Annotated in this window: 19 protein-coding genes, 1 tRNA gene and 1 riboswitch; of the genes, 11 read left to right on the forward strand and 9 right to left on the reverse strand. The window is 55.6% G+C overall.

Translation table 11 applies throughout. The features are described from left to right. Positions 1 to 276 precede the first annotated feature (276 nt). Together CVE23_RS10790 and CVE23_RS10795 are read left to right on the forward strand one after the other, a co-directional pair. Entirely contained in the window at positions 277 to 1,026 is a 750-nt protein-coding gene (locus CVE23_RS10790; RefSeq protein WP_100849524.1) for a MipA/OmpV family protein, read from the forward strand. A gap of 126 nt (positions 1,027 to 1,152) precedes the next feature. Continuing rightward, positions 1,153 to 2,004 (forward strand): aldo/keto reductase, encoded by an 852-nt coding sequence (locus tag CVE23_RS10795; protein WP_100849525.1) that lies wholly within the window; start codon positions 1,153 to 1,155, stop codon positions 2,002 to 2,004. A gap of 49 nt (positions 2,005 to 2,053) precedes the next feature. Here the strand turns inward: CVE23_RS10795 and CVE23_RS10800 are convergent, their stop codons facing one another. Next, positions 2,054 to 2,926, reverse strand: a complete 873-nt coding sequence (locus CVE23_RS10800) for a D-hexose-6-phosphate mutarotase (RefSeq protein ID WP_100849526.1) — start codon at positions 2,924 to 2,926, stop codon at positions 2,054 to 2,056. 213 nt (positions 2,927 to 3,139) lie between these two features. Beyond that, entirely contained in the window at positions 3,140 to 4,135 is a 996-nt protein-coding gene (gene gapA, locus CVE23_RS10805) for a glyceraldehyde-3-phosphate dehydrogenase (RefSeq protein WP_013317844.1), read from the reverse strand. A 349-nt stretch (positions 4,136 to 4,484) separates the two neighbouring features. Here gapA and msrB point away from each other — a divergent pair, with 349 nt between their 5' ends. Both msrB and CVE23_RS10815 read left to right on the forward strand, forming a co-directional pair. After that, the gene (gene msrB / locus CVE23_RS10810) at positions 4,485 to 4,901 is read left to right on the forward strand and encodes a peptide-methionine (R)-S-oxide reductase MsrB (protein WP_038920962.1); all 417 of its coding nucleotides are present in this window, start codon (positions 4,485 to 4,487) and stop codon (positions 4,899 to 4,901) included. 65 nt (positions 4,902 to 4,966) lie between these two features. After that, entirely contained in the window at positions 4,967 to 5,296 is a 330-nt protein-coding gene (locus tag CVE23_RS10815) for a YeaC family protein (protein WP_038918984.1), read from the forward strand. A gap of 45 nt (positions 5,297 to 5,341) precedes the next feature. Here CVE23_RS10815 and pncA read toward each other — a convergent pair whose 3' ends face one another. The 3 genes from pncA to sppA form a co-directional block, all read right to left on the reverse strand. Next, entirely contained in the window at positions 5,342 to 5,983 is a 642-nt protein-coding gene (gene pncA, locus CVE23_RS10820) for a bifunctional nicotinamidase/pyrazinamidase (RefSeq protein ID WP_038918985.1), read from the reverse strand. A 58-nt stretch (positions 5,984 to 6,041) separates the two neighbouring features. Next, positions 6,042 to 7,061 carry an asparaginase gene (ansA, locus tag CVE23_RS10825; RefSeq protein ID WP_038918986.1) on the reverse strand — a complete coding sequence of 340 codons (1,020 nt, stop codon included), beginning with the start codon at positions 7,059 to 7,061 and terminating at the stop codon, positions 6,042 to 6,044. A gap of 138 nt (positions 7,062 to 7,199) precedes the next feature. Continuing rightward, positions 7,200 to 9,050: a signal peptide peptidase SppA gene (sppA, locus tag CVE23_RS10830; RefSeq protein WP_100849527.1), complete on the reverse strand. Its 1,851-nt coding sequence runs from the start codon at positions 9,048 to 9,050 to the stop codon at positions 7,200 to 7,202. Between the two features lie 266 nt (positions 9,051 to 9,316). On the opposite strand from sppA, the gene CVE23_RS10840 reads away from it, so the two are divergent. From CVE23_RS10840 to CVE23_RS10850, 3 genes are all read left to right on the forward strand, one after another. Then, positions 9,317 to 9,868, forward strand: a complete 552-nt coding sequence (locus CVE23_RS10840; RefSeq protein WP_038918988.1) for an NAD(P)H nitroreductase — start codon at positions 9,317 to 9,319, stop codon at positions 9,866 to 9,868. 84 nt (positions 9,869 to 9,952) lie between these two features. Then, entirely contained in the window at positions 9,953 to 11,878 is a 1,926-nt protein-coding gene (locus tag CVE23_RS10845) for a DNA topoisomerase III (protein WP_038918989.1), read from the forward strand. A 5-nt stretch (positions 11,879 to 11,883) separates the two neighbouring features. After that, complete coding sequence (locus CVE23_RS10850; protein WP_049853958.1) at positions 11,884 to 12,279, forward strand: DUF1496 domain-containing protein; 396 nt, start codon at positions 11,884 to 11,886, stop codon at positions 12,277 to 12,279. A gap of 45 nt (positions 12,280 to 12,324) precedes the next feature. Here the strand turns inward: CVE23_RS10850 and xthA are convergent, their stop codons facing one another. Continuing rightward, positions 12,325 to 13,131, reverse strand: coding sequence for an exodeoxyribonuclease III (gene xthA / locus CVE23_RS10855; RefSeq protein WP_100849528.1), 807 nt, complete (start codon positions 13,129 to 13,131; stop codon positions 12,325 to 12,327). Positions 13,132 to 13,382: 251 nt separating this feature from the next. Beyond that, positions 13,383 to 13,477, forward strand: a riboswitch (glycine riboswitch). 21 nt (positions 13,478 to 13,498) lie between these two features. Between xthA and CVE23_RS10860 the strand changes: the two genes are divergently transcribed. Then, entirely contained in the window at positions 13,499 to 14,119 is a 621-nt protein-coding gene (locus CVE23_RS10860; protein WP_038658878.1) for a trimeric intracellular cation channel family protein, read from the forward strand. A gap of 189 nt (positions 14,120 to 14,308) precedes the next feature. Here CVE23_RS10860 and CVE23_RS10865 read toward each other — a convergent pair. The 3 genes from CVE23_RS10865 to CVE23_RS10875 form a co-directional block, all read right to left on the reverse strand. Continuing rightward, positions 14,309 to 14,393 (reverse strand) — tRNA-Tyr (locus CVE23_RS10865). A gap of 147 nt (positions 14,394 to 14,540) precedes the next feature. Then, positions 14,541 to 15,392 (reverse strand): formyltetrahydrofolate deformylase, encoded by an 852-nt coding sequence (purU, locus tag CVE23_RS10870; RefSeq protein WP_038918991.1) that lies wholly within the window; start codon positions 15,390 to 15,392, stop codon positions 14,541 to 14,543. A 78-nt stretch (positions 15,393 to 15,470) separates the two neighbouring features. After that, entirely contained in the window at positions 15,471 to 15,938 is a 468-nt protein-coding gene (locus CVE23_RS10875; protein WP_038918992.1) for a YchJ family protein, read from the reverse strand. A 159-nt stretch (positions 15,939 to 16,097) separates the two neighbouring features. On the opposite strand from CVE23_RS10875, the gene rssA reads away from it, so the two are divergent. From rssA to galU, 3 genes are all read left to right on the forward strand, one after another. After that, positions 16,098 to 17,003: a patatin-like phospholipase RssA gene (gene rssA / locus CVE23_RS10880; protein ID WP_038918994.1), complete on the forward strand. Its 906-nt coding sequence runs from the start codon at positions 16,098 to 16,100 to the stop codon at positions 17,001 to 17,003. A gap of 59 nt (positions 17,004 to 17,062) precedes the next feature. Beyond that, the gene (gene rssB, locus CVE23_RS10885; protein WP_038658867.1) at positions 17,063 to 18,079 is read left to right on the forward strand and encodes a two-component system response regulator RssB; all 1,017 of its coding nucleotides are present in this window, start codon (positions 17,063 to 17,065) and stop codon (positions 18,077 to 18,079) included. A 200-nt stretch (positions 18,080 to 18,279) separates the two neighbouring features. Continuing rightward, positions 18,280 to 19,191 (forward strand): UTP--glucose-1-phosphate uridylyltransferase GalU, encoded by a 912-nt coding sequence (gene galU / locus CVE23_RS10890; protein WP_038918995.1) that lies wholly within the window; start codon positions 18,280 to 18,282, stop codon positions 19,189 to 19,191. Positions 19,192 to 19,297 lie beyond the last annotated feature (106 nt).

Raw genomic sequence — 19,297 nt, forward strand, 5'->3', positions numbered from 1 at the left:
GAAATCCTCATCCTTGTTTAAAGCGTAGTTTGCATCCATAAAATTTCCTCTATTCTTGCGTCGCATTTTTAAGATATTTCAATGACTCACTTCGGCGCGGCGGCCTGCAACCGGCTTTTTTATCCGCTAACGCAGCCCTGATGCGGGATGCTGGCGGGCAGACGAAATCGTTATAACTTATGTATCTTTCACATTAATGTGATGTATGTAGGACTCCGGCGCTGCTATTCTGCTGGAAGTGATCAAATACGTAACACTGAATGGGAACCGACAATCGTGAAAAATTGCGTATTAACTTTCTTAACGGCGGCGTTGGCCGCAACGTTAGCGGCCCCGGCGGCCTTTGCGGACGAGTTCGCGCTCGGGCTGGGCGCGGTCGGCGAGACTCCGGTATACCGTGGCGATAGCGGTCACGTTTATCCTTTTCCGATGGTGACTTATGAAAGCGAGAGTTTTTACCTGCGCGGTCTGCTGGGTGGGTATTACCTGTGGAATGACGCGCAGAACAAATTGTCACTGACGGCGTATTACAACCCGTTTGGTTTCAAACCGGGCGATAGCGACGATAACCAGATGAAGCAGCTTGAACGTCGCCGCGGTACGCTGATGGCGGGGTTATCCTATCGCTACGATGCGCAATGGGGCACCTTGCGCACCTTGCTGGCCGGCGACACGCTGAATTACAGCAATGGTCTGGTGTGGGACTCCGCCTATCTTTACCGCTTCAACGACGGCGACTGGAGCCTGACGCCGGGCGTGGGGATTACCTGGTCGAGCGAAAACCAGAATCGCTACTACTATGGCGTCACTGGCGACGAATCGGCCCGCTCCGGACTACGCAATTATCAGCCGGATGACGGCTGGTCGCCGTATGTCGAGTTGAACGCCGGCTACAAGATTAATTCCAGTTGGAATACCTGGGTAAGCGGGCGTTATGTCCGGCTGTCGGATGAGACCAAAAACAGCCCGATGGTCGATAAAAACTATAACCTGATGCTGGGAGGCGGCGTCAGTTATACCTTCTAAAGCGACCCGCACGGTCATTGTGCATTGGCTGCACAAAAATGGGGTGGATTCACCCCATTTGCACATTAATGGAGCGAGCGGGGTTTGCTACTCTGCTACAAGGGAGGGTTACAAGGGAGGAATAACATGACGAAACAGGTAACATTTCCGGGTGGAAACACCGTTCCCGCTATTGGTCAGGGAACCTGGTTCATGGGAGAAAGCGCCCAACGGCGGAGCAGTGAAGTCAGCGCGTTACAGGCCGGCATCGACGCGGGAATGACGTTGATCGATACGGCGGAAATGTACGCTGACGGCGGGGCGGAAGAGGTGGTGGGCGAGGCGATACGTGGCCGTCGCGACCGTGTCTATCTGGTATCCAAGGTGTATCCGCATAATGCGGGCGGAGAGCGGGCGATCGCCGCCTGTGAACGTAGCCTGAAACGCCTGCAAACCGATTATATCGATCTGTATTTGCTGCACTGGCGCGGCGGCATTCCGCTGGTGGATACCATCGCCGCGATGGAATCGTTGCAACAGGCGGGCAAGATTGGGCGCTGGGGCGTCTCTAATCTGGATACCGACGACATGGAAGAACTGTGGTCCTGCCGGGGTGGCGAGCAGTGTCAGACCAATCAGGTGCTGTATCATCTGGCGTCGCGGGGCATTGAGTATGACCTGCTGCCCTGGTGTCAGCAACGTCGGCTTCCCGTCATGGCCTATTGCCCGCTGGCGCAGGCCGGGGAGTTGCGCCATGACCTGTTTGCTCACCCGGCGGTCGTGCGCGTGGCACAGCGACATGCGCTGACGCCCGCACAGGTGCTGCTGGCCTGGGTGACGCGCCAGCCTGGCGTCATCGCCATTCCCAAAGCCGGTACGCTGGCGCATGTCAAAGAGAATGCCGCCGCGCTTCAAGTGACGTTGTCACCTGAAGATCTCGCCATACTGGATGAGGCTTATCCCGCCCCACGCCGCAAACAGCCGCTGGATGTGGTGTAATCGAAGCATGGCTGGCGAAAGCCAGCCATGAGCAGGAAGCAAAAGTAGATTATTTACGCAGGCGAATGGTGGTGGTAAGACGTGCCGGCGCCTGAGTGGTCGCCACGAGCGGTTGGGTCACGTGCGCGGTTTCAACGCAAACAAAAGTCTGGTAGCCGTCATCGGTCATATCGCTGATGGTGCGAGACAGTTCTGCGCCCGGGTTCCAGGCCACCACGTCGCTGTGGTGAGCATGATGCACTTCAATAGTGCGTTGCAACACCGGGTCTTCAATCAGGCTGAGTGACGCTGGCTGGGTATAAATGCGGTCGGTACGGGTAGCAAACGTCAGGTCGCCCTGCTGAGTATCGGTTTTGCCGTCGTTAACCTTGTCGATAAAGGTGTTGCCCAGGCCGCCGATGCTGATTTTGCTGATATCCCCAATCTGGAAATAGGTGTGCAGCGCGCTGGTGATGCTGTAGTCGCCGTGGCATTCGAGTTCCATGCGGCATTCCTGCGCGCTTAAATGGAAACGAGCCAGAACGGTAAACGCGTGCGGCCAGGCGGCGCGTGTTTGCTCGGAATCGCGCAGCGTGAAGCTGAGGGTAACGCCGTTCGCATCTTCACTGTGAGAGGTGAACTCCCACGCCAGCAGGCGGCCGAAACCGTGGTTGGGCTGTGCAGCCGGACCAAACCAGGGGAAACAGATGGGCACGCCGCCGCGAATCGCCACGCCGTGCTCGAATGGCGTGTTGTCGCTCAGCCACAGTACCGGTTGTTCACCTTTGGGCTGCCAGCTAATCAGATGCGCGCCCTGCAGCGCGACGGCGGCACGAACCTGCGGATGATCCACCACGATAATCGGCAGTTGGTCCAGTTGACGTTGGCTAAGGTGCGCGGTGATCGCGTTATTGATGGGAAGTGAATAAATTTTATCGCTCATGGTATTGGTTTTGCCTTTATGTTCTTGTTGTATACCCCAAATAATTCGGGTTACAGGAAGGCGGCAATCGAGCGAGTCCCCAGGAGCTTACATCAGTAAGTGATTGGGGGGAGCGAGGGCAGCCAACGCACCTGCAACTTGAAGTATGACGGGTATATACCCAATAAAAAAGGGCGACTCATGTCGCCCTTTCATCATCTGTTCATCGCCACATTATTTGGAGATGTGGGCGATCAGATCCAGAACCTTGTTGGAGTAGCCGGTTTCGTTGTCATACCAGGAAACCAGTTTCACGAAGGTGTCGCTCAGTGCGATACCGGCTTTGGCATCGAACACGGAGGTCAGTTTTTCGCCGTTGAAATCGGTGGATACCACGTCATCTTCGGTGTAACCCAGAACGCCTTTCAGCTCGCCTTCAGAAGCGGCTTTGATGGCGGCACAAATTTCTTTGTAAGTAGCCGGTTTTTCCAGACGAGCAGTCAGGTCAACCACGGATACGTTCGGGGTCGGTACGCGGAACGCCATACCAGTCAGTTTGCCGTTCAGAGCCGGAATCACTTTACCTACCGCTTTAGCTGCGCCGGTAGAGGACGGGATGATGTTCTGAGAAGCGCCGCGGCCGCCGCGCCAGTCTTTGTGAGACGGGCCGTCAACGGTTTTCTGCGTAGCGGTAGTAGCGTGAACGGTGGTCATCAGTGCTTCAACGATACCGAATTTGTCGTTGATGACTTTAGCCAGCGGCGCCAGGCAGTTGGTGGTACAGGACGCGTTGGAAACGATGTCCTGACCAGCGTAAGCGGCGTGGTTAACACCCATAACGAACATCGGGGTGTCGTCTTTGGACGGACCGGTCAGAACCACTTTCTTGGCGCCAGCCTGAATGTGTTTACGTGCAGTTTCGTCGGTCAGGAAGATACCTGTTGCTTCAGCAACAACGTCAACACCGATTTCGTTCCACTTCAGGTTAGCCGGATCTTTCTCAGCGGTAACACGGATGGTTTTGCCGTTGACAACCAGGTGACCGTCTTTCACTTCAACGGTGCCGTTGAAACGACCGTGGGTGGAGTCATACTTCAGCATGTACGCCATGTAATCCGCATCCAGCAAATCGTTGATGGCAACGATTTCGATGTCAGAACGCTCCTGGGCAGCGCGGAAAACGATACGGCCAATGCGGCCAAACCCGTTGATACCTACTTTGATAGTCATATATTCCACCAGCTATTGGTTTGTGAATAAAAGGTTGGTTGTAAAATTACAAAAACCTTACTGAGCGTCAAGCGGAATCGTGTCAATCGTTGCGGTAAGTCAAAAGTCCGTTCAACAGTTGCGCGATAAACAGCTATCAGCCTAATTAAAGTGCATAACCTAATCATATGAGGAATACACAGGCATGAAAACACCTGCCATAGGTGTAATTGTGATTGAGATCACAATTAAAAGTGCCTTTGCCGCGTAGGGCTAAGTGTAGGCCAAAATAGGCTGTGACGGTGTTAACTTTTTGTTAGAATTATGCTTCATCGCGCTGGCGAAAAAACCGTGTTTCAGTGAGAACCTGATGACCAAGATAACCGCTTCACCACGTAATCTGAACGAGTTAACCGATCTGCAGCGGCATGTCACGCAGCAGCGGGGGACGGAAAGCCCCTACACCGGCAAACTGTTGCACAACAAGCGTACCGGGGTTTACCACTGCCTGTGCTGTCATCAGCCGCTGTTTTATTCCGACCACAAATATGACTCCGGTTGCGGCTGGCCGAGCTTCGATCGCCCGGTAGCGGAGGACGCCATCCGCTATCTGGAAGACAACTCCCACCATATGCAACGGATCGAAATCCGCTGTGGCCATTGCGATGCGCATCTGGGGCACGTGTTCCCCGATGGTCCGCAGGACACCACCGGCGAACGTTATTGCGTGAATTCCGCGTCGCTCAGCTTTATCGATACGGAAAACGGTCAACAGACGGATGGTTAACGTCGCTAATACAATACTTTGACTTGAAACGTTTCAGCTAAAATCTGACTGCAGGCAGAAAAAACATGCAACTGGATGATTTAATAAACAGCATGACCCCGGAAATCTATCAACGTCTGGTGACGGCGGTGGAGCTGGGAAAATGGCCGGACGGGGTAACCCTGACGGCGGAACAAAAGGAAAATGCGTTGCAGATGGTCATGCTGTGGCAGGCGCGCAATAACGCCGAGGCGGACCATATGACGATCAACACCCGTGGTGAAATCGAAATGAAAAGCAAGCAGGAGCTCAAGCAGCGTTTTGCCGGCGATGCTATTACTACCCCAACGTCTGCTACGACCTCAGCGCCTGCCGCTACCCTGAAACCTATCACCACCCTGAAACCGCAAGACTAAACCCGATCGCGCCAGCATCGACAACTGGCGTGATGCGAGCATGAATTACCGGCTGAGTGACGCGGTAAACGCGGGCAGATCCATTAGCGTGGCGCCGTGTTTCGCCATCACGTCCAGCGCCTGCTGGCTATCTTTCGGATGCAGATTTACGCCGCGACAGCCATCCGTCAGCACCTCGGTCTGATAACCCAGCGCCAGCGCATCCAGCACGGTATATTTGACGCAGTAATCGGTTGCCAGCCCCATGATGGTCAGTTGGGTAATGTCTCTGGCTTTCAACCAGTCATAAAGTTCGGTACGGGTGCGGCGGCCGTTGTCGAAAAATGCGCTGTAGCTGTCGATAAAGGGATGCGTTCCTTTGCGTACTACCCAGTTTATTGCCTGCTGATTCAGCCGGGGATGGAAATCGGCGCCGGGCGAACCCTGAACGCAATGCACCGGCCACCAGATCTGCGGTAAGCCGTCCAATTCGCCCTGGTCGCCTACGCGGGTGCCGGAATTGACGGCAAAACTGCGGTGATCCGCCGGATGCCAGTCCTGACAGGCAACGACTATTACCCCGGCCTGCTGGCAGGCGGCGATAGCCTGATTCGCCACCGCGACCACGCTATCGCCGTCCGAGACGGCCAGCGCCCCGCCTGCACAGAAGTCATTCTGGATATCCACCAGCAAGAGTGCTCTGTTCATATGGTGTTCTTCTTATTAAAATTTTTATGTTCTGGATGCTGTGTTGGTTGCAGGCGATTTAATCTTTGTCGCTCAGTTCTCCGCGCAGGTTTTGCTGCATTAGCTGGCGAATCTGGTCAGGGGAAAGATCGTTCCTGCTTAACAGATAATGCAGTTTCGTCAGAGCCGCTTCAACCGTCATATCAAACCCGCTGATGACGCCAGCCTGCGCCAGCGCATTGCCGGTGGCGTAACCGTCCATGTTGACCCGTCCTGAAATGCATTGCGTCAGGTTAACCACCACGATGCCGCGTTCGGATGCGCGGCGCAGTTCATCAAGCAGGCCTGAGCTTTGGGGCGCGTTGCCGACGCCATACGAGCGCAGAATCAGCGCTTTTACCGGCTGAAGCAGGAAATTGCTTACCACATCGGCGGAGATGCCGGGGTAGATCGTCACCACACCGATCGGCTGCGGCGTGATGGCATGCACGATCAGCGGCCCGCTAATCGGGTCGGGGTTGGCCGGCGTCAGACGGCGGATGTGAATACCGGCTTCCAGCAGCGGCGGAAAGTTCGGGGAGGCAAAGGCGTCAAAACCGTCGGCGTGCGCTTTGGTGGTACGGTTGCCGCGCAGCAGTTTGTTATTGAAGAACAAGCTGACTTCGTTGACCGGGTGATTGGCCGCCACGTACAACGCATTGAGCAGGTTGGTTTGCCCATCGGAGCGTAGTTCCGCCAGCGGAATTTGTGACCCCGTCACAATGACCGGTTTAGACAGATTCTCCAGCATGAAAGACAGGGCAGAGGCGGTGAATGCCATGGTGTCGGTGCCATGCAGAATCACGAAACCGTCGTACTGGTCATAGTGCTGCTGGATGTCATTCGCAATCGATTGCCAGTCAGACGGCGTCATATCGGATGAGTCGATCAGCGGTGTATATTCGTGAATAGTGAACGAAGGCATTTCCGGACGATGAAATTCCGGCATCTGCGCCAGTTGTTGTTGCAGGTGGCCGGAAACCGGGATGTAACCGTTGGCGGAGCGCTGCATACCGATGGTGCCGCCGGTATAGGCGACATAAATGGATTTCTTTTGCATGGATAGTCTGGGTCGGGACACTGTTGGTTAGAGAAACGGTTAGCCGTCAAAGGCCAGGATTATAAAAAGGTTCAGTAGTAAATAAAAAGGCTTCGGCGGTAAAAACAGCCCGGCAGTACCGGGCTGTTCAGGGAAGCATTAACGCACGTCGCCGCAATTCAGGCACAGCGCGTAACGGTTTTGCGGATCGTTCAAGGCGTCCAGCACCGACGTTTGCGCGCGAACCGTCTGCGCCAACTGAGCCACCGGCGCCGGCACCACCGCCTGCAACGCGGAAGGCAGCATGGCGTAGACCGAACTTCTGACCTGGCTGAACATCGTATCAAGCAGGTCCGGCTCGCCGGAATACCAGCTCAATTGATAATGTTCCAGTTTGGCCAGTTCCGCCGCTTTCTTCACGGCGTCGTCAAAGTCGCCCAGTTGATCCACCAGCCCGTTGGTTTTGGCATCGCTGCCGACCCAAACATGCCCCTGCGCGATGGCATCCACTTCCTGCGGGGTTTTCTTGCGTGACTCCGCCACCAGTGAAATAAAGTTCTGATAACCACGCTCAATATTGAGTTGCATCAGTTGGCTGGCTTCTGCCGGCAAGGCTCTGGTCTGGGACAGCGCGGCCAGCGGAGAGGTGGCGACGCCGTCGGTGTGTACGCCGATGCTGTCCAGCGAATTTTCGAAGGTGGTGACGACGCCGAAAATCCCGATTGAGCCGGTCAGGGTGCTGGGGCTGGCGATGATGGCGTTGGCCGGCGTGGAAATCCAGTAGCCGCCGGAGGCCGCCATGCCGCCCATGGAAACCACCACCGGTTTGCCCGCCTGTCGCGCCGCCGCCAGTTCCGAACGAATCAGCTCAGAGGCGGTGACGCTGCCGCCGGGGCTGTTCACCCGCAGGATGATGGCTTTGACTTTCGGGTCCAGACGGGCGTCGCGGATCTGCGCCGCCGTGGTATCGCCGCCGACATACCCCGGGGTTTCCTTGCCGTCGACGATGGTGCCGTTGGCAAACACCACGGCGATTTCGTTGGCATTGGTTACCGGCGGGGTCGGCGCGTAATCATAGATGCTGGTGAAGTTGAAGTTTTTGTTTTTGGCGTCCCATCCAAAGGCTTTGATTAATGACTGCTCAATCACCGAACGGGATGCGACTTCGTCCACCAGCTTGTTTTCCAGCGCATAACGGGCGGTGTCGCCGTTCAGCGTTTGCAAACCGGCGAGCAGGTTTTCGGCGCCCGGGAACAGCTGTTGCGGCGTGATCTGGCGGTTGGCCGCTACCGTATCCAGATAATGCTGCCACAGGGTGGAAATCCAGCGATTATCGGCCTCACGGGCGGCCGGCGACATGTCGTCGCGGATGAACGGTTCGACGGCCGATTTGTAAGTGCCGACGCGGAAGATATGCGTGGTGACCTTCAGCTTGTCCAGCAGCGTCTTATAGTAAAGGTTATTGGTGGCGAAGCCGTGCAGGTCGATATTTCCCTGCGGGGTCAGGTAGATTTTGTTGGCAAAACTGGCCAGATAGTATTGCGTCTGGTTGAAGTTGTCGCCGACGGCGAAAATCGGTTTGCCGGCATCGCGGAATTCACGCAGCGCTTTGCCGATGTATTGCAGCGAAGGCTGATCCGCGCTGACGAAGTCGGACAGGTCCATCACCATACCGGTAATGTTGCTGTCGTCTTTGGCCTGACGGATACTGTCGACAATATCAAACAACGCATTTTCCTGATGACGGCTGGCGGACACGCCGAAAAACTCCCGTCCGAACTGGCGTAGTTTGTTGTTGACGGACGGTTTATCCACCACCACGCCCGTCAGATCCAGCATCAACGCTCCTCGCGCCGGCTCAGCCTGCGTGGTTTTTAGCTGGCTATAGACCCCGATACCGACCAGGATCAAAAACACCAGAAAGAGGTTGAGGATAAATTCGCGGATAAAATTCAGCAGGCGCCATCCCCATCTGAATATTCCACTGAAAATTCGCCACATTGTGCGCATGTCCACTCCGTCAAAAGAAAACTGGGTTTAAGCGGCGCCCCGTGTTTGCCGGGCGATGCGCTGCCAAAAAAAGTATCAGCGCGATCACGCCCGCACGCGGGGCACTGGCGGTATCCTAATGAGCGACAGGATAAAAGTCAGCTATTTATCTTGCCGCAAGGTTGGCGGCGGGGCGCTAACTTGTAACAAATCTTCTACCTGTGCTACCGTGGCGCGCAACCGGATTTTATTCACCGACAGCAGATTTTCATGACAGGAGAGATGTGATGGATGCTCTGGAATTGCTACTGAATCGTCGTTCGGCGTCCCGTCTGGCGGCACCTGCGCCGGCGGGCGACGCGCTGGAGAATATTCTGCGCGCGGGCCTGCGGGCGCCGGACCATGGCGCGCTGCAGCCGTGGCGTTTCTCCCTTATTCAGGATGAGGGGTTATCCCGCTTCAGCGATCTGCTGGTCAGCGCGGCATTGCAGGATAATCTGGACGAGGCCGCGGTTGAAAAAGCGCGTCAGGCGCCATTCCGCGCCCCGATGATCATTACCGTTGTCGCGCACTGTGAGGAAAATCCTAAAGTTCCGCACTGGGAACAGGTCGTATCCGCCGGCTGCGCGGTGCAGGCAATGCAAATGGCGGCGCTGGCGCAGGGGTTCAACGGTATCTGGCGCAGCGGCGCCTGGACTCATCATCCGCTGGTGCGCGACGCCTTTGGCTGCCGTGCGCAGGATGAAATTGTCGGTTTCCTTTATTTAGGGACGCCTCAGCTTAAAGCCTCCGCCGCGATCACGCCCGTTGATAGCGCGAAGTTTGTCAGCTATTTCTAATTTCTGTATTGACGATGTTTCCCCTGATTCGCGCTCCTGACGGTGCGCGCGTCAGGAAATATCCGTTCTGCCTTGCGGTGTGACATGCGACTGTTTATTGCGGAAAAACCCAGTCTTGCCAGAGCCATTGCCGATGTGCTGCCCAAACCGCAGCGACGCAGCGATGGCTTTATTGCCTGTGGCGAACAGGATGTCGTGACCTGGTGCGTGGGGCACCTGCTGGAACAGGCGCAACCGGATGTGTACGACGCCCGTTATGCGCGCTGGTCGCTGGCGGATCTGCCGATTGTGCCGCAGAAATGGCTGTTGCAGCCGCGACCGTCTGTCAGCAAACAGCTGAATGTTATAAAAAAATTACTGACTCAGGCCGATGAAATCATTCATGCCGGCGACCCGGATCGCGAAGGACAGTTACTGGTGGACGAAGTGCTGGAGTATCTGGCGCTGCCGGAAGAAAAGCGTCAGCATGTGAGCCGCTGCCTGATCAACGACCTGAATCCGCAGGCGGTGGAGCGGGCGGTGTCGCGCCTGCGTGAAAACCGGGAATTCGTTCCGCTGTGCGTCTCCGCGCTGGCCCGCTCGCGCGCCGACTGGCTGTACGGCATCAACATGACCCGTGCTTATACCCTGCTGGGACGAAACGCCGGTTACGAAGGCGTGCTATCGGTCGGTCGGGTGCAGACGCCGGTGCTGGGGCTGGTGGTGCGGCGTGACGAAGAGATCGACAATTTTGTGGCCCGCGACTATTTCGAGGTTAAGGCGCATATCGTCACCCCGGCCGACGAGCGGTTTGTCGCCTTGTGGCAGCCCAGTGAATCCTGCGAACCGTATCAGGACGAAGAAGGGCGGTTACTGCATCGCCCGCTGGCCGAGCACGTCGTCAAACGCATCGAAGGGCAACCGGCGAGGGTTACCGCCTATAATGATAAACGGGAATCGGAAACCGCGCCGCTGCCGTATTCTCTTTCCGCTCTGCAGATTGAAGCCGCCAAACGCTTTGGCCTTAGCGCCCAGCAGGTGCTGGATGTTTGCCAGCGGCTGTATGAAACGCACAAGTTGATCACCTATCCGCGTTCGGATTGCCGTTATCTGCCGGAAGAGCATTTTGCCGGGCGACAGGCGGTGCTGAACGCGATTGCAGCGCATCAGCCGGATTTGTTGCCGCAGCCTGCCGTTGATCCCGAGCGCCGCAACCGCTGCTGGGATGACGGCAAGGTCGATGCCCACCACGCCATTATTCCCACGGCGCGCAGCGCCCGCACCTCGTTGACGGAACATGAAAGCCAGGTCTATGGGCTGATTGCCCGGCAGTACCTGATGCAGTTTTGCGCGGATGCGGTGTTTCGTAAATGCGTTATCGATCTGGATATCGCCGGCGGCAAGTTTGTCGCCAAGGCGCGATTTCTGGCTGAGGCAGGCTGGCGAACGCTGCTTGGCAACAAAGAGCGGGATGAGGAAAACGAGGGGATGCCGTTGCCGGTAGTGGCAAAAGATGATGAACTTTTGTGCGAGCGGGGCGAGGTAGTGGAACGGCAGACTCAGCCGCCCCGACACTTCACCGATGCAACCTTGTTGTCCGCCATGACCGGTATCGCCCGCTTTGTGCAGGATAAGGCGTTGAAGAAAATCCTGCGCGAAACCGACGGGTTGGGCACCGAAGCCACGCGCGCAGGCATTATCGAGCTTCTGTTTAAACGCGCGTTTCTGATCAAAAAAGGGCGTTATATTCATTCCACTGATGCGGGCAAAGCGTTGATTCACGCTTTGCCGCCGATGGCGGCGCACCCGGACATGACGGCGCACTGGGAGGCCACGCTGACGCAGATCAGCGAAAAGCGCTGCCGCTATCAGGATTTCATGCAGCCTCTGACCCAGTCGCTGTATGAACTTATTCAGCAGGCCCGGCAAAGTGGTAATATCACGGCATTCAGAGGATTACCGCCGGTTAAACGTTCTCCGCCCGCGGGGCGGAAACGTCGCCAGTCACGTTCAGCCAGCACAAAGGAGTAACGCAGATGAAAGCATGGGGCACCTTCCTGATGGCAACAGGCCTGTTGTTATCTTCCGCTGCGCAGGCGGCGACGCAAACCACGGTGATTACGCAGGGGAATCCTGTGGTGCTGCCGGGTAATGGCAGCAGTACCCACGGCACGGTATCCACAACGCAGGGCAGCACCAACACCGAGGTGGTGGTGCCGGTTCCTCCTCAGGTGATCTGGGGGAACGGCAATGGCGGCAACGTGCAGCGTGAAGCTCAGGTTAATTGCATGAGCTGCTGCATTTATCAGAACAGAAACTACTCTGAAGGCTCGGTGGTGAGGGCGGAAGGCGTGTTGCTGCAATGTCAGCGCGACAAGGGTAATCTCGGCACCAACAATCTGGTGTGGCGTATCATCAAAGAACAGCAGTAAACGTACGTGGTGATAGCGGGGCTGCTTGCAGCCCCGATCGCGTCATCAGAGCGTGAATTCCGCCCACACCGGCGCGTGGTCGGAAGGTTTTTCCATTCCCCGAATCGCATAATCGATACCGGTGGCCGCGCAGCGGCTGGCCAGCGGTGCCGTGGCCATAATCAGGTCGATGCGCAGGCCGCGGTTGTCGTCAAACCCGGCCGAGCGGTAATCAAACCACGAAAACCGGTCCTGACACTCGGGATTGGCGGCGCGGAAGGTATCGACCAATCCCCAGTTTTTCAGCCGTTCCATCCATTCGCGCTCTTCCGGCAGGAATGAGCACTTGCCGGTGCGCAGCCAGCGTTTACGATTGTCCTCGCCAATACCGATATCCAGATCGGTCGGACTGATGTTCATGTCACCCATAATCAGCACCGGCTGGTCCGCCTGATGGTGCTGGTCAAGATAATGCTGCAAATCCTGATAGAAACGGGTCTTGGCCGGGAATTTCACCGGGTGGTCGCGGCTTTCGCCTTGTGGAAAGTAGCCGTTGACCACGGTCAGCGTGCCGAGCGGCGTCGCCAGGTCCGCCATGATGATACGGCGCTGGGCGTCTTCTTCGTCCGTGGGGAATCCGCGACGGACCGCCAGCGGCTCGGCTTTGATCAGCAGCGCAACGCCGTAGTGGCCTTTCTGCCCGTGGTAGAAGACGTGATAACCAAACTGTTTCACCTCTTCGAGCGGAAACATATCGTCGTGGACTTTGGTTTCCTGCAGACCGATCACATCAGGCTGATGTTGTTTGATGATTGCGGCCAACTGGTGTGGTCGGGCGCGCAGCCCGTTGATATTGAAAGAAACAAACTTCATGTTCGCTGCCGTTGTTAAAAAAACGTGCCCCGATGTTAGCAGAAAGGCGGGAGTCGAGTCACGGCGGCTACGCTGCTGTATCAGCAGTCATAACTATCGGTGATGGCTGGTTGAACCGGGCGGCGATAGCCCGTATACTCCGCGGCTTGCAGGAGAGCGGAAGGCACTATATGTCACGAATGTCACGACACGCCTTCCCGCCGAAGGCGCAAACTCCCATAATCGCTCAGGCTACCTTACTGCACATTTCTATGACGCCAACTGGAGAGCGGTTGCCAGACAACCCACCGAAGGGGCAAGCGGTTTTACCGCGTAAACTCTCAGGTAAAAGGACAGAGGGAGGGGCACATTTCACAAGGGTACGTGTGTGCTGACCTATATCTATCTGATCGCTATTACCGCTGAGGGTATGTCCGGCGCGCTGGCTGCGGGCCGCCGCAACATGGACATCTTCGGTGTTTCAATGATCGCTTTTATTACCGCGCTGGGCGGCGGTACGGTGCGCGATATTCTGCTGGGTAACTATCCCATCGTCTGGACTCAGCATCCTGTCTATATCTACCTCACGATTGGCGCCGGACTGCTGGCGGTGCTGGCTGCGCGCGTGATGCACCATCTGCACCGGCTGTTTCTGGTGCTGGACGCCATGGGGCTGGTGGCATTCACCATTATCGGTTGCAATGTGGCGATTGAGCTGGGTTATTCGCCGACCGTGGTGGTGATGGCGGGGATTACCACCGGTATTTTCGGTGGGATCTTGCGGGATATTTTCTGCAACCGGACGCCGATGGTGCTGCGCAAAGAGCTGTACGCCTGCGTTTCATTGCTGGTGGCGCTGGTTTACCTTGGCCTGCGCGAAATCGGCATCAACCACGATCTAAATCAGCTGATCTCTTTCTCTGTCGGGTTATCGCTGCGTCTGGCGGCTATTTTCTGGTCCTGGCAGTTGCCGGTATTCAGTTATATGCCGGAACGCTGGAAAGAGTAATCACGTTATTCTGCTGTGCTGTCACCGCGAAATCGGTATGTGAATATCGCAGAGTCATCGCGGCGATTCTTCATGGTGCGATAAATCGGTCGAGGCGACGTCGCGATGTGTTTTTCTTGCTGCGCTTTCGGGTGATTTTTTGTTTGAGGGGGAAGCTATGGAGTGAGGATGTCGTAGCGACTTGAGAGATGGTGGTGGGGGAAGGATTCGAACCTTCGAAGTCTGTGACGGCAGATTTACAGTCTGCTCCCTTTGGCCGCTCGGGAACCCCACCACTGGCCTGATTGCTCTTTCGTGTCGAGCGGGGCGCATCATACCAAATGCCGCGCCCCTGTAAAGACCGAAAAAACAAAAACAAGTTCGTTTGCCGGTTTTTTATGCCGCCCGCTGCAATTGTAGGCGAAGGGCGGCGAAGTGCTAATCAACGCAGAATAATCGTGCGGTTGCCGTAAACGAACACCCGCTGAGCCAGCACATGGTACAACGCCCGGCTGAGTACGTTTTTTTCCACGTCGCGACCGGCGCGCATCATGTCGTCCGCGGTGTAAGTGTGATCGACGTGAATCACGTCCTGCATGATGATCGGGCCTTCATCCAGACTGTCGTTTACATAATGGGCGGTGGCGCCGATGATCTTCACGCCGCGCTCGTAAGCCTGATGGTACGGGCGCGCCCCGATAAACGCCGGCAGGAACGAATGATGGATGTTGATGACCCGGTTGGGGTAGTGCTGAACAAAGGCGGGCGTCAGCACGCGCATGTATTTCGCCAGCACCACATAGTCAGGTTTGTATTGGTCGATCTGCGCGATCATTTTCAGATCGTGCTCTTCGCGCGTCAGGCCCTCGTGGCTGACCAGATGGAACGGAATATCAAAGCGCTCTACCAGCGTACGCAGCGTTTCGTGGTTGCCGATTATCGCCGCGATCTCGACATCCAGACCGCCATAGGCGCTTTTCATCAGCAGATCGCCGAGACAGTGAGCTTCCTTGGTAACCAGAATCACGATACGGCGACGCCCGGCGCTGCTCAGTTCACGCACGGAGCCTTCCGGTAAGGCGCTGTCCAGATCGGCCTGCAGCGTAGTGTCGTTGAAGATACCTTCCAATTCCGTACGCATGAAGAAACGACCGGTGCGGTGATCAACGTATTCCGAGTTCTGCACGATATTCAGCTCGTGCTTGTAACAGATGTTGGTGATCTTGGCGATAAGCCCTTTTGCGTCAGGGCAGATTGTCCGTAAAATTTTTCTTTGGATATTCTGGGATTGCATGGAATTGGGATCCTGTCCAAAACATAAATCAGATGTTGCCGTTACGCGATGCCGGAATCATCGCGGTAATCGAGAGTATTATTGTCCACAGCACTTTTTGTATTTTTTGCCGGAGCCGCACGGACAGGCGTCGTTCCTGCCGGTTTGCAGGTGAACGCCGTCGACATAGTACCAGCGATCGCGATAACGAAGGAAGCGAGAACGTTCTCTCATCAGTACCCGACGCGCCGGATGTTCGGTTGTGCTGTAGCTGGCCGCGAACTCGACATAGCCTTCATCCGCCGTTTTTCCCGGCGCGACGTCCAGTATCCGCAGACCGAGCCAGTGTGTATCGGCGCAACTGGCGGCGATGTCGGCTCGCCAGTTTTCCGCGTGGCAATCCGGATGCCAGGTGGCGACCAGATAATCGACATCCTGTTTGACATAGGCACTGTACCGTGAACGCATCAACAGATCAGGGCGCGAAGCCTGGGTATCACCGCGCAGATAGGGCTGGCAGCAGTGTTCGTAAGGCTGATCACTGCCGCACGGGCAACATTCGGACACAATATCTCCTGCAAAACTCTGCAATAAGGTTAAATAATTGAGACGCCACTGATAAGGCGTGAGCTATGTTACCCAATAGGGTTCGCGTATCGCAATAATCCTGCCTGGCGGATACATAACAGCAGGGCAGCGCCTAGAATAAGATACAGGAGAAATACCATGCGGAAGGTAACAATCGGTCTGGCATTGGGATCCGGCGCGGCTAAGGGATGGGCGCATATCGGCGTGCTGAAAGCGCTGGAGGATCTGGGGATTGTGCCTGACGTGGTGGCGGGGTGTTCGGTGGGGGCGCTGGTCGGCGCCGCTTACGCCACGCACCGGCTGGACAGCATGGAGCACTGGGTGTGCGGCTTTCGCTACTGGGATGTCATCCGTCTGATGGACTTCTCCTGGGGGCGCGGCGGATTATTGCGGGGGGATCGCGTTTTCAACCATGTAAAGCATTTGCTACGTACGCAACATATTGAGGAGTGTGCTATCAAATATGGAGCAGTGGCAACTAATTTGAGTACGGGAAGGGAACTTTGGCTAACGCAAGGGGACTTACATTTGGCTGTTCGCGCTTCCTGCAGTATGCCGGGGTTATTGTCCCCCGTACAATTCAATGGTTACTGGCTGGTGGATGGGGCTGTCGTTAATCCGGTTCCGGTTTCATTGACTCGCGCGATGGGCGCGGATGTGGTGATTGCGGTGGATTTGCAGCACGACGCCAGCTTGCAGCAGCATAATTTGCTGTCTGCCAGACCGGCGGCTCAGGCGGAAGCGATTGCCGCGCCGCACGGCTGGCGTCAGCGTCTTCGGTATCGTCTGTCTCATCGTTTTCGTCGACAGACGGAAGCGACGCCTACCGCGATGGAGATCATGAGTACCTCCATACAGGTATTGGAGAATCGCCTGAAAATGAATCGCATGGCGGGCGATCCTCCGGATGTATTGATTCAACCCTATTGTCCGCAAATCGCCACGCTGGATTTTCATCGGGCGGAAGAAGCTATTGAGTCCGGCAGGCTGGCGGTGGAAAAACAGCGGGAGCTGCTGTTGCCGCTGGTAAACCGGGGCGTATAGGGTTATTTCCGATTTAGGATTCGGCAACGAATGATGATGAGCGGTGCAAGGGGTCATTGATGGCACAACCACTGACGGGAAAACACATTTTGGTTGTTGAGGATGAGGCTGTTTTCCGTTCCGTGCTGGCCGGTTATCTGACATCCCTGGGCGCAGACGTGCATGAAGCGGATAACGGCAAGGATGCGCTGGAGAAAATGGCTCATCAGCCGCCCGATCTGATTATCTGCGATCTCAACATGCCCATGATGGGCGGTTTCGAATTCGTCGAGCGGCTGCGGCTGCACGATATCACTACGCCGGTGCTGGTGGTGTCCGCCACCAGTCACCTGGCGGACATCGCCAGAATATTACGTCTTGGCGTTCAGGATGTGTTGCTCAAACCTATCCATGACTACACCCGCTTGCGCGAATCGGTGATGGCTTGCCTGTACCCGACGATGTTTACTTCGCAGGCCAATGAAGTCGAACAACTGATGCATGACTTGGATACGCTGAACCAGTCGCCCGGTGCGGCGTTGAAGCTGCTTGAGCAGTTGCAGCCGCCGGTTCAGCAGACGCTGGCGCGCTGCCGGGTCAATTATCGGCAACTAATGGCGGCGGACCGCCCTGGGCTGGTGCTTGATATTGCGGCGTTGTCCGGGGACGACCTGGCGTTTTATTGTCTTGATGTGACGCAGGCGGCTAATAATCACGGCGTGCTGGCGGCGTTGCTGTTACGGGCGCTGTTCAACAGCCTTTTGCAGGAGCATCTGGTGCATCAGCAGCGCCGGTTGCCCGAATTACCGGTATTACTCAATCAGGTTAACCAATTATTGCGTCAGGCCAATCTGCAAGGGCAGTTTCCCTTGCTGGTCGGTTACTATCATCGGGAGCTGAAACGGCTGATCCTGATTTCGGCGGGGTTGCATGCCACCCTGAGTGTGGAAGAACAACACATCGGGCTAAATAACGGGGTGCCGTTAGGCACGCTGGAAGCCGCTTATCTTAATCAACTCAGTTATCAGTGCGAGTCATGGCAATGCCAGATGTGGGGCAGCGGCGGTCGCTTGCGACTGATGCTTTCTACAGACTAATCCGATAGCTGCGAATTTCCCCGCACTTCAGACCAGGTGTATCTATCGTTATTATTTTTTATTCCCTAGTATGTGGCCTATGATTTTTAATCACGAATCCAGATTGGTCGAGCATCGCGCATTGAACCTGATATACTTTCGCGGTTTTATGCACCGGACAAATAAAGCTCATTATTTGAACGATATATACGAGGTTGTTTATGTCAACTGTTAATAAAAAAGTAAAAAAAGCGGTCATTCCAGTGGCTGGGTTGGGGACGCGTATGTTGCCTGCTACCAAGGCCATTCCCAAAGAAATGCTGCCGCTGGTCGATAAGCCGTTAATCCAGTATGTGGTTAATGAATGTATTGCTGCCGGTATCAATGAAATAATTTTAGTTACACATTCTTCTAAGAATTCAATAGAAAACCATTTTGATACCAGTTTTGAACTGGAAGCCATGCTGGAAAAACGCGTTCAGCGCCAGTTGCTGAAAGAAGTTCAGGCTATTTGTCCGGAGCATGTCACTATTATGCAGGTCCGTCAGGGGCTGGCGAAAGGATTGGGGCACGCGGTACTTTGTGCCCACCCGCTGGTTGGCGACGAGCCGGTGGCGGTTATTTTGCCGGACGTGATCATCGACGAATATGAATCCGATCTGAAAAAAGACAACCTGAGCGAAATGCTGCAACGTTTTTATAGTACAGGTCATAGCCAGATTATGGTTGAGCCGGTGGAAAACGTCAGCAGTTACGGTGTGGTGGATTGCAAAGGCGTGGAATTAAAACCGGGCGACAGCGCACCGATGGTCGGCGTGGTGGAAAAACCCAAGGCGTCGGAAGCGCCGTCTAATTTGGCGGTGGTCGGGCGTTATGTGCTGTCTGCACAGATCTGGGATCTATTGAAGAAAACAGAACCGGGTGCCGGTAATGAAATTCAGTTGACCGACGCTATCGCCATGCTGATGGAAAAAGAAACCGTTGAAGCTTATCACCTGAAAGGGGTAAGCCATGACTGCGGTAATAAGCTGGGATACATGGCCGCTTTTGTGGAATATGGTATTCGCCATGACGCTCTGGGTGAAGACTTTACCCAGTGGCTGAAAGAGGCGATAGAGGAAGACGCCAATTAATCTTCTCCCCCCTGTACTTTTAGTTAGTACGGGGGAGTGCCTGAATCAGGGCATAAAAAAACACCCCTTTGAGAGGGGTGTTTTTGTTTTTATTCTCGGGCTGTAA

The sequence above is a fragment of the Dickeya fangzhongdai genome (assembly GCF_002812485.1).
In the GTDB taxonomy this organism is placed as follows: domain Bacteria; phylum Pseudomonadota; class Gammaproteobacteria; order Enterobacterales; family Enterobacteriaceae; genus Dickeya; species Dickeya fangzhongdai.

Bases quoted from the DNA above. Each gene is read 5' to 3' on its own strand.
- gapA (WP_013317844.1), bottom strand. From the start codon at position 4,135: ATGACTATCAAAGTAGGTATCAACGGGTTTGGCCGCATTGGCCGTATC.
- rssA (WP_038918994.1), top strand. From the start codon at position 16,098: ATGCGGAAGGTAACAATCGGTCTGGCATTGGGATCCGGCGCGGCTAAG.
- ansA (WP_038918986.1), bottom strand. From the start codon at position 7,061: ATGCAAAAGAAATCCATTTATGTCGCCTATACCGGCGGCACCATCGGT.
- xthA (WP_100849528.1), bottom strand. From the start codon at position 13,131: ATGAAGTTTGTTTCTTTCAATATCAACGGGCTGCGCGCCCGACCACAC.
- CVE23_RS10815 (WP_038918984.1), top strand. From the start codon at position 4,967: ATGCAACTGGATGATTTAATAAACAGCATGACCCCGGAAATCTATCAA.
- purU (WP_038918991.1), bottom strand. From the start codon at position 15,392: ATGCAATCCCAGAATATCCAAAGAAAAATTTTACGGACAATCTGCCCT.
- CVE23_RS10795 (WP_100849525.1), top strand. From the start codon at position 1,153: ATGACGAAACAGGTAACATTTCCGGGTGGAAACACCGTTCCCGCTATT.
- rssB (WP_038658867.1), top strand. From the start codon at position 17,063: ATGGCACAACCACTGACGGGAAAACACATTTTGGTTGTTGAGGATGAG.
- CVE23_RS10850 (WP_049853958.1), top strand. From the start codon at position 11,884: ATGAAAGCATGGGGCACCTTCCTGATGGCAACAGGCCTGTTGTTATCT.
- galU (WP_038918995.1), top strand. From the start codon at position 18,280: ATGTCAACTGTTAATAAAAAAGTAAAAAAAGCGGTCATTCCAGTGGCT.
- msrB (WP_038920962.1), top strand. From the start codon at position 4,485: ATGACCAAGATAACCGCTTCACCACGTAATCTGAACGAGTTAACCGAT.
- CVE23_RS10840 (WP_038918988.1), top strand. From the start codon at position 9,317: ATGGATGCTCTGGAATTGCTACTGAATCGTCGTTCGGCGTCCCGTCTG.
- CVE23_RS10800 (WP_100849526.1), bottom strand. From the start codon at position 2,926: ATGAGCGATAAAATTTATTCACTTCCCATCAATAACGCGATCACCGCG.
- CVE23_RS10845 (WP_038918989.1), top strand. From the start codon at position 9,953: ATGCGACTGTTTATTGCGGAAAAACCCAGTCTTGCCAGAGCCATTGCC.
- sppA (WP_100849527.1), bottom strand. From the start codon at position 9,050: ATGCGCACAATGTGGCGAATTTTCAGTGGAATATTCAGATGGGGATGG.
- pncA (WP_038918985.1), bottom strand. From the start codon at position 5,983: ATGAACAGAGCACTCTTGCTGGTGGATATCCAGAATGACTTCTGTGCA.